The sequence below is a fragment of the Nonomuraea phyllanthi genome (genome assembly GCF_006334985.2).
Taxonomy (GTDB): Bacteria; Actinomycetota; Actinomycetes; order Streptosporangiales; family Streptosporangiaceae; genus Nonomuraea; species Nonomuraea phyllanthi.
This window is the reverse complement of sequence record NZ_VDLX02000023.1, coordinates 157,959-164,646: the sequence shown is the minus strand read 5'-3', so window position 1 is coordinate 164,646 and position 6,688 is coordinate 157,959. Positions and strand designations below refer to the sequence as shown.

The window sequence follows — 6,688 nt, the reverse complement described above, 5'->3', positions numbered from 1 at the left end:
GGCCCGACTGCGTCGGGACGTCCCTGCGCCCGGCCTGGCGAGCCGCCTCAACCCGGGCCTTCCACTTCTCGTTTCCGAGCAACCAGTCGAAAGACTCGGTCTGCAGGGCCAGAAGATCAGGAACTTCAAGGGGCTCCTGGATGCGCGCGAAAGACACGCGACGGGGACCAGCGGGTACGGCGGAGGCGTTGCGCGAGGCTGCCAACAGATGTCCTTCCGAGGGCTCGCGGCGGACTGACTACACGCACGCCAGACAACCTCGCAACGTGAGCAAGCATCGCGGGTCGTCAAAGGGCAGCGCAAAGGGGCAGTGTAGCCGAACGGCACACGCCTGTCCACTTCGCTCTCGCTGCATGCTCCACGTTGGTCGCAGCATCGCCCGTTCAGGCGGAAACGTCAAGCCCACAAGCCCGACTTTTAGCCGACTAGGGGCCCGGACGCTGGGTTTTCTCCCCTGTGTGACCGGTCGCCTACCGCCAGGCCCCAAGACGATACCCGCGAACGGGGGCGGTTAACGCTCCGTCACACCGGGGGTCGAACCCATGCCGACAACCGGTGTAGCTGTGACTGAGGTACCCGTTCCTTAGGCTTCGCTAAACCTGATTTTTGGTAACAATTGAACGTAGCGGCGCGCCGGGGGCCTCAGGCGGTCCCGAGCAGGGTCGACATGTCGGCCACCAGCCAGCGCGAATCTTGCCGGACCATGACGAACCTGGCCCGGTTCTGGGTGAACTGTTGCTGGAGCCCGGTCTTGCCCGAGGTCTCCTTGACCGTACCCATGTTCACGAACAGCAGAACCTCTACGCGGTCGGGCTCCGCGCGCTCCACCCCGGCACCCGCCACGGCCACGGTCTGCACGATCTTCTGCGCCCTGGCCCTCGACACCAGGGACGTGGTCAGCTGCCTGTAGTGCTCGGTCAGCGCGCCGGTGGTGTGCGTGCCGGCCCGCGCCAGGTCCGCCTCCACCGTGCGGTAGTCGTACGACAGGAGGTCGGGCGCCGCCGCCCTGGCCGCCGCCACCGCCTCGACCGCCGCCGCCTCGGCCGCGCGCAGGTCCCGCAGGTTGAACCACATCGTGGGCACCAGCACACCGCCGACGAGCACGAGGACGCCCAGCAGCACGATCGCGAACGTCCTCACTTCACCTGCACCGCCTTCGACACCAGCCAGACGCCGCCGGCCTTGGTCACCTCCATCGACCACCGGTAGTACCGCTCCTGCGGCGGGCTCTTCGAGCCGTCCCAGCGGATCTCCACATCGGCCACGACCAGCACCTTCGCCGTCGTCCCCGTCATCGAGACCAGCCCTGTCGCGCGCAGCACGCCGTGCTGGACGACCCTGTTCTCGACCGTGGTGGACTTGAGCTTGGCCGCCGTGGCCTCGTACTCCTTCCTCGCCTCCCCCGTCGAGGACTCGATGATGCGCTTCACATCGGCGTCGACGGTCTTGTAGTCGAGCGAGATCAGATTCTTCGCGTGGGCCCCCGCTGCCCGGAGCGCCGCCCGCCTGTCGCCTGCCCTGCCCTGCTCCTCGCGCGCCTGCGCGGCGATCCACACGCCTGAACCGACCAGCACCGCGAGGACTCCGCTGAGGGCGGCGATCAGGATGCGGGCAGGCCGGGCGCCGAATCCTGCCACATCTGCTCCCCTCCCTCGGCCGGTCCGCCGGATCATAACGCGCCATCCGCGTCCGGAGCCCCTCAATCAACCGAGTAGGAATCGGTCAGGGAGTCTCCATCGCCGCAAACGCCTCCAGAAGGCTCTCAGAGGCCCGCTGAGCGTGCGTCACGCCACCGTGGGCGCCATGGACCGACCCCGAGGCGTCCGGGACTCAGCCGAGGCCGTGGAGGTGGAGGCCGGGCCGGGTCACGAGCCCGTCCGCCCGCGTGCGGCCCCCGGCCGCGGGGTCATGAGCGCGTCCGTACGGCCCTCAGGGGCGCTCCCGGCGGCGGGGTCACCCCGTTCGGTCGCCGGCCACCTGCTCGGCCGTCAGCGCCCGGAGGCTGGGCCGCAGCAGGCGGGCGATCTCGTCCGAGGACACGCCACGCAGCTCGTCGAGCTCCAGCAGCTGGTGGCCGACGGCTACGCCCAGCATGATCGTCGTCAGCAGCGCCGCGCGCAGCCGCGCGTCCTCCGCCGGGATGGCCGCCGCCAGCCGGTCGATCTGCTCGCCGAGCACCTGCCGCGCCGACGCGGCCGCCTCGGGGTGCGTGAGCATCGACCGCATCATGGCCAGGGAGCCCTGGGGCACCTCGCCCATCTTCACGGAGAGCGAGGCGAGCACGTGCTCGACGACCTCCTCCGCGGTCAGCTCGCCGTCCGCGACGGGCGTGACCCGCGCGGCCTGCTGGAAGAGCTCCTGCTTGGTGCCGAAGTACTGCATCACGAGGGCCGGATCGACCCCGGCCGCCCTGGCGATGGCCCTGATGGTGGCCCGCTCGAACCCCACTTCCGCGAAGAGCGTACGGGCCGCCCCCAGGATCTTCTCCTCGGTACGGCGCCGCCGCTCGGCCCGCGGAACCCCTCTCTCGCCCACGGCCCTGACTCTACATGCGTTGACCGAATCGCCTCCTTCGCTCTACGCTCGTTGAGTCAACGCCTGTTGAGCGAATGAGAGGTTCTCCATGTCCATCGACGAGATCGTCACCGCGTACCACGCGGCCATGCTGCACAAGTCGCCCGACGAGCTGGCCGACCTCTACGCGGAGGACGCGCTGCACGAGTTCCCGTTCGGGGGGCCGCCGCCGTTCGAGGGGAGGGAGGCGGTCCGTACGGGTTACCGCGCGATGTGGGGCGGGTCCGCGTTCGAGGCCGAGGAGGTGCGGCGGGTCGCGCTCCATCGGACGACGGATCCGGAGGTCGTGGTGGTGGAGCAGAACACGCACGTCGTGGCGGCCGGGCAGCGGGTCACGGTCCCCGGCCTGCTCGTGCTGCGGATCAGGAACGGCCGGATCATCCACACCAGGGACTACATGGACACCAGCGCCATCAGCCAGGTGAGAGCCGCAACCGCCCCCTGACCCCTGCGCGCCTTCAAGCGCCCCACGCCTCCCCCGCGCCTGCCGCCGGAGGGCTCCATCGCGGCCTCAGGCGCATCCGGCCGGCGTGCGCAGCGGGCGGCCGAGCGGCTGCCGCCGCGGGGCCCGGCGGGGCAGGTCGGCCTCTCGCACACGTCGGGCGCCCGGCCCACGCGGGCCGCTCAGACCCGGCCGGCCCCTAAAGGCTCCGGACATGCGAAAAGAGGCGGCACACCCGGCACCAGGGTGTGTCCGCCTCTTCCCGTAAGAGCTGTCGTGAAGGGGAAAGTTACTTCACGGTCACGGTCGCGCCGGCGCCCTCGAGGGCAGCCTTGGCCTTCTCCGCCTGCTCCTTGTTGACCTTGCCGTCGAAGACCGGCTTGGGAGCGCCGTCCACCAGGTCCTTGGCCTCCTTGAGGCCCAGGGACGTGAGGGCGCGGATCTCCTTGATGACCTGGATCTTCTTGTCGCCGGCAGCCTCGAGGACGACGTCGAACTCGTCCTGCTCCTCGACAGCGGCGGCCTCGGCGCCGGCGCCACCGGCCGCGGGGGCGGCGGCGACCGCGACGGGGGCGGCGGCCTTGACGTCGAAGACCTCTTCGAACTGCTTCACGAACTCGGACAGCTCGAGGAGGGTCATCTCCTTGAACGCGTCGAGCAGCTCGTCGGTGCTGAGCTTCGCCATGATGTTTTCCTTACGTTTAGGACTTGCAGAAAACTAGGAACGGGACCGCGGTGTTGCGGCAACCCCCGTGCTACTCGCCCGCCTCGTCGCGCTTGGCGCGCAGGGCGTCGGCCAGCTGAGCCATCTGCGTCGGCAGCGCGGCGAACACAGCGGCAGCAGCGCTCTGCTTCGCCTTGAGCGCACCAGCCAGCTTCGCGAGGAGAACCTCGCGGGACTCGAGGTCGGCGAGCTTGGTGATCTCAGCGGCGTCGAGGGTCTTGCCCTCGAGAACGCCACCCTTGATCACCAGAAGGGGATTGGCCTTGGCGAAGTCGCGCAGACCCTTGGCCGCCTCGACAACGTCGCCGTTGACGAAGGCGATCGCGGTCGGACCGGCGAGCAGGCCGTCGAGGCCCGCCAGACCGGCCTCGTTGGCCGCGATCTTGGTCAGGGTGTTCTTCGCCACGGCGAACTTCGCATTCTCACCGAGAGAGGTGCGCAGCTCCTTGAGCTGCGCGACGGTGAGACCGCGGTACTCGGTCAGAACGGCGGCGGCGCTGCCTTCGAACTCACGCTTGAGCTCGGCAACCGCTGTCGCCTTATCCGCCCTCGCCATGGGCCTCCTTCCAGATGTGCCACCGGGGGAAGGCCCAGAAATGAGAACAGCCCCGGGCGCAGGGCGCACACGGGGCTCGCACATGGATCACACCATGCAGGAAACTCGCATCACACCTGCGCGGGCCGTCCACGTGACGTGGATCCTTCGGTCGCCGGGCTTTGAGGCACCCGACGACGACCGGCGGTCTTCGGCAACGACCAGAGTACGGGCTGGCCGCCGAGTTTCCAAATCGTTCTCAGTTGGTTGTGCCCTTGGGCAGCTCTCCGACCTGGTCCGCGGGCGGGGTCTCGATGGCGACCTGCTCGTTGAAGTCCTTGAAGAGCAGGGTGGCGTCGAGCGTCGCACCCTCCTTGGAACCGTTCAGGGCGAGCTTGCGGGGGAGGCCGTCGGCGGCCACCCAGATGTCGAACTTGACGTCCTTGAGCTCGGCCAGGTTCGTACGGGCCTGCTCCTGCCTGTCGGCGGGCAGCAGCTGCACGGCCGCGTCGACCGGGAACGAGCCGCTGTAGTGGGTGGTGTCCTCGCCGTTGACGCTCTCGTTGCCGACCGACTTGACGTCCTGGGACGCGGTCACCAGCTTGGTCACGTTGCCGAGGTCGAACTGCTGGATCTGCGTCAGGTACTGGTTCACCTGGCCGGAGTCGCCCATGTCGCTGAGCGAGACCTTGATCCACGGCTTCGTGGCCCCGACGAGGTCCTTGAGGGCGTCGACCTTGACGTAGACGGTGTCGCCCTGCAGCACGGCGCGCGCACCGCCCGGCAGGCTCCTGCCGCCCATGTCGACGGTGTCCAGCGTCAGGTCCACGGCGAGCTGGGGCTTGCTCTGGTAGAGCATGTGCCCCTGCACCTTGCCCGAGCCCTCCTGCGGGTGCGTGACGTCGACCACGGCGTCGACCGTGTAGCTGGTGACCTCCGCGGTCTTCTGCGCGGCCTGCGCGAGCACCTCTGAGGCGGCCAGGTTGACCTGGATGGGCTGTGCGTTCGATCCACAACCGGCGACCGCCGCTACGACGAGCGCGGCACCGGCCGCGGTGAGTCCTATCGTGCGCTTCAGCATGTCTTGACCCTACGTTTAAGTTTCACCGCCGTAGCGACTTCCCCGCACATTTAGGGGAAAACCCAGGGTTATCCCCCACACACTCCACACATTCCCTTCACAACCCCGATTCCCACTGCGGGGCGACGGGACACGGGTGGGTGCCGGTGCCGGTCACCCACCCCGGCGCCGGCGGAACGCGAACGAGCTGCCGGCACCCGTCACACGGCCCGGCGACGACCGAACCCGAGCGGGCTGCCGGTGCCGTTCGCACACCGCGGCGTGGGCGGAACGCGAGCGGGCTGCCGGCAGTCGCACGGCCCAGCAGCAGCCCGACCCGGGCGGAAGGCGGGCACCGCTCGCACCGCCCAGCGGCGGCGAGGAAAGGCGGGTGGGGTGCCGGTATCGGTCTGCCGGGCTACCGTGCGCACGTCACGGCGGCCGGCCACGTGCGGGTCAGAGGCCGTTCTCCTGGAGGCCCTCAGCCCCGTACGGCGGGTGGCGGTCGCCACGGCTTGCCGTAACGATGAAAAAGGGGGGGCGGTCGCCTCAGCCTGCCGCAACGGGCAGAAAGGGAAGCGAAAAGCCCCGCCCGGAGAACCGGACGGGGCTCTGGTGCCGCTGGATCTGCTACTCGGCGGTCTCCGAGGTCAGGCCGCGGGTGATGTTGGGGTCGACCGGGACGCCCGGCCCCATCGTCGTGGAGAACGTGACCTTCTTCAGGTAACGCCCCTTGGCCGCGGACGGCTTGAGACGCAGCACCTCGTCAAGGGCGGCGGCGTAGTTCTCGATGAGCTGGCGCTCGTCGAACGACGTCTTGCCGATGATGAAGTGCAGGTTGGCCTGCCGGTCGGTGCGGAACTCGATCTTGCCGCCCTTGATCTCCGTCACGGCCTTGGCGACGTCGGGCGTCACCGTGCCGGTCTTCGGGTTGGGCATGAGACCGCGCGGGCCGAGCACGCGGCCCAGGCGACCCACCTTGCCCATGAGGTCGGGCGTGGCCACCACGGCGTCGAACTCGTTGAGCCGGTTGCCCTTGGAGATCTCGTCGATCAGCTCGTCGGCGCCGACGATGTCGGCGCCCGCCTCGCGGGCTGCCTCGGCACGGTCACCGGTCGCGAAGACCAGGACCCGGGCGGTCTTGCCGGTGCCGTGCGGGAGGTTGACCGTGCCGCGCACGATCTGGTCGGCCTTGCGAGGGTCGACGCCGAGGCGCAGCGCGACCTCGACGGTCGCGTCGAACTTCGTGGTCGAGGTCTGCTTGGCCAGCTTCGCGGCGTCGGCCGGCGAGTAGAGCTTGTCGCGGTCGACCTTGGCGGCCGCGTCCTTGTGCGCCTTGCTGCGCTTCATTGC

At 69.3% G+C, this 6,688-nt stretch carries 9 protein-coding genes; 1 reads left to right on the top strand and 8 read right to left on the bottom strand.

From position 1 onward, the window contains the following. From FH608_RS43110 to FH608_RS43095, 4 genes are all read right to left on the bottom strand, one after another. On the bottom strand, window positions 1–205 hold a 205-nt coding region (locus FH608_RS43110), incomplete at its 3' end, for a hypothetical protein (RefSeq protein ID WP_139629872.1). 437 nt (window positions 206–642) lie between these two features. Then, window positions 643–1,140: a hypothetical protein gene (locus tag FH608_RS43105; protein WP_193318944.1), complete on the bottom strand. Its 498-nt coding sequence runs from the start codon at window positions 1,138–1,140 to the stop codon at window positions 643–645. Beyond that, a complete protein-coding gene (locus tag FH608_RS43100; RefSeq protein WP_139636752.1) occupies window positions 1,137–1,637 on the bottom strand; it encodes a hypothetical protein in 501 nt (166 codons plus the stop codon). Before FH608_RS43100 ends, FH608_RS43105 begins: the two co-directional genes overlap by 4 nt. Window positions 1,638–1,953: 316 nt before the next feature. Further along, window positions 1,954–2,535 (bottom strand): TetR/AcrR family transcriptional regulator, encoded by a 582-nt coding sequence (locus FH608_RS43095; protein ID WP_139636750.1) that lies wholly within the window; start codon window positions 2,533–2,535, stop codon window positions 1,954–1,956. 88 nt (window positions 2,536–2,623) lie between these two features. Here FH608_RS43095 and FH608_RS43090 point away from each other — a divergent pair, with 88 nt between their 5' ends. Beyond that, window positions 2,624–3,019, top strand: coding sequence for a nuclear transport factor 2 family protein (locus tag FH608_RS43090; RefSeq protein ID WP_139636748.1), 396 nt, complete (start codon window positions 2,624–2,626; stop codon window positions 3,017–3,019). Window positions 3,020–3,305: 286 nt separating this feature from the next. Here FH608_RS43090 and rplL read toward each other — a convergent pair whose 3' ends face one another. The 4 genes from rplL to rplA form a co-directional block, all read right to left on the bottom strand. Further along, window positions 3,306–3,701: a 50S ribosomal protein L7/L12 gene (gene rplL, locus FH608_RS43085; protein ID WP_139636746.1), complete on the bottom strand. Its 396-nt coding sequence runs from the start codon at window positions 3,699–3,701 to the stop codon at window positions 3,306–3,308. Window positions 3,702–3,771: 70 nt separating this feature from the next. After that, window positions 3,772–4,296 carry a 50S ribosomal protein L10 gene (rplJ, locus tag FH608_RS43080; RefSeq protein WP_139636744.1) on the bottom strand — a complete coding sequence of 175 codons (525 nt, stop codon included), beginning with the start codon at window positions 4,294–4,296 and terminating at the stop codon, window positions 3,772–3,774. A gap of 238 nt (window positions 4,297–4,534) precedes the next feature. Beyond that, window positions 4,535–5,356 carry a LolA-like protein gene (locus FH608_RS43075; RefSeq protein WP_226900418.1) on the bottom strand — a complete coding sequence of 274 codons (822 nt, stop codon included), beginning with the start codon at window positions 5,354–5,356 and terminating at the stop codon, window positions 4,535–4,537. Between the two features lie 609 nt (window positions 5,357–5,965). After that, complete coding sequence (gene rplA / locus FH608_RS43070) at window positions 5,966–6,685, bottom strand: 50S ribosomal protein L1 (RefSeq protein WP_139636742.1); 720 nt, start codon at window positions 6,683–6,685, stop codon at window positions 5,966–5,968. Between the last annotated feature and the right edge of the window lie 3 nt (window positions 6,686–6,688).

Excerpts from the sequence above, each read along its gene's own strand:
- FH608_RS43090 (WP_139636748.1), top strand. The coding sequence starts at position 2,624 with ATGTCCATCGACGAGATCGTCACCGCGTACCACGCGGCCATGCTGCAC.
- rplL (WP_139636746.1), bottom strand. The coding sequence starts at position 3,701 with ATGGCGAAGCTCAGCACCGACGAGCTGCTCGACGCGTTCAAGGAGATG.
- rplJ (WP_139636744.1), bottom strand. The coding sequence starts at position 4,296 with ATGGCGAGGGCGGATAAGGCGACAGCGGTTGCCGAGCTCAAGCGTGAG.
- FH608_RS43075 (WP_226900418.1), bottom strand. The coding sequence starts at position 5,356 with ATGCTGAAGCGCACGATAGGACTCACCGCGGCCGGTGCCGCGCTCGTC.
- rplA (WP_139636742.1), bottom strand. The coding sequence starts at position 6,685 with ATGAAGCGCAGCAAGGCGCACAAGGACGCGGCCGCCAAGGTCGACCGC.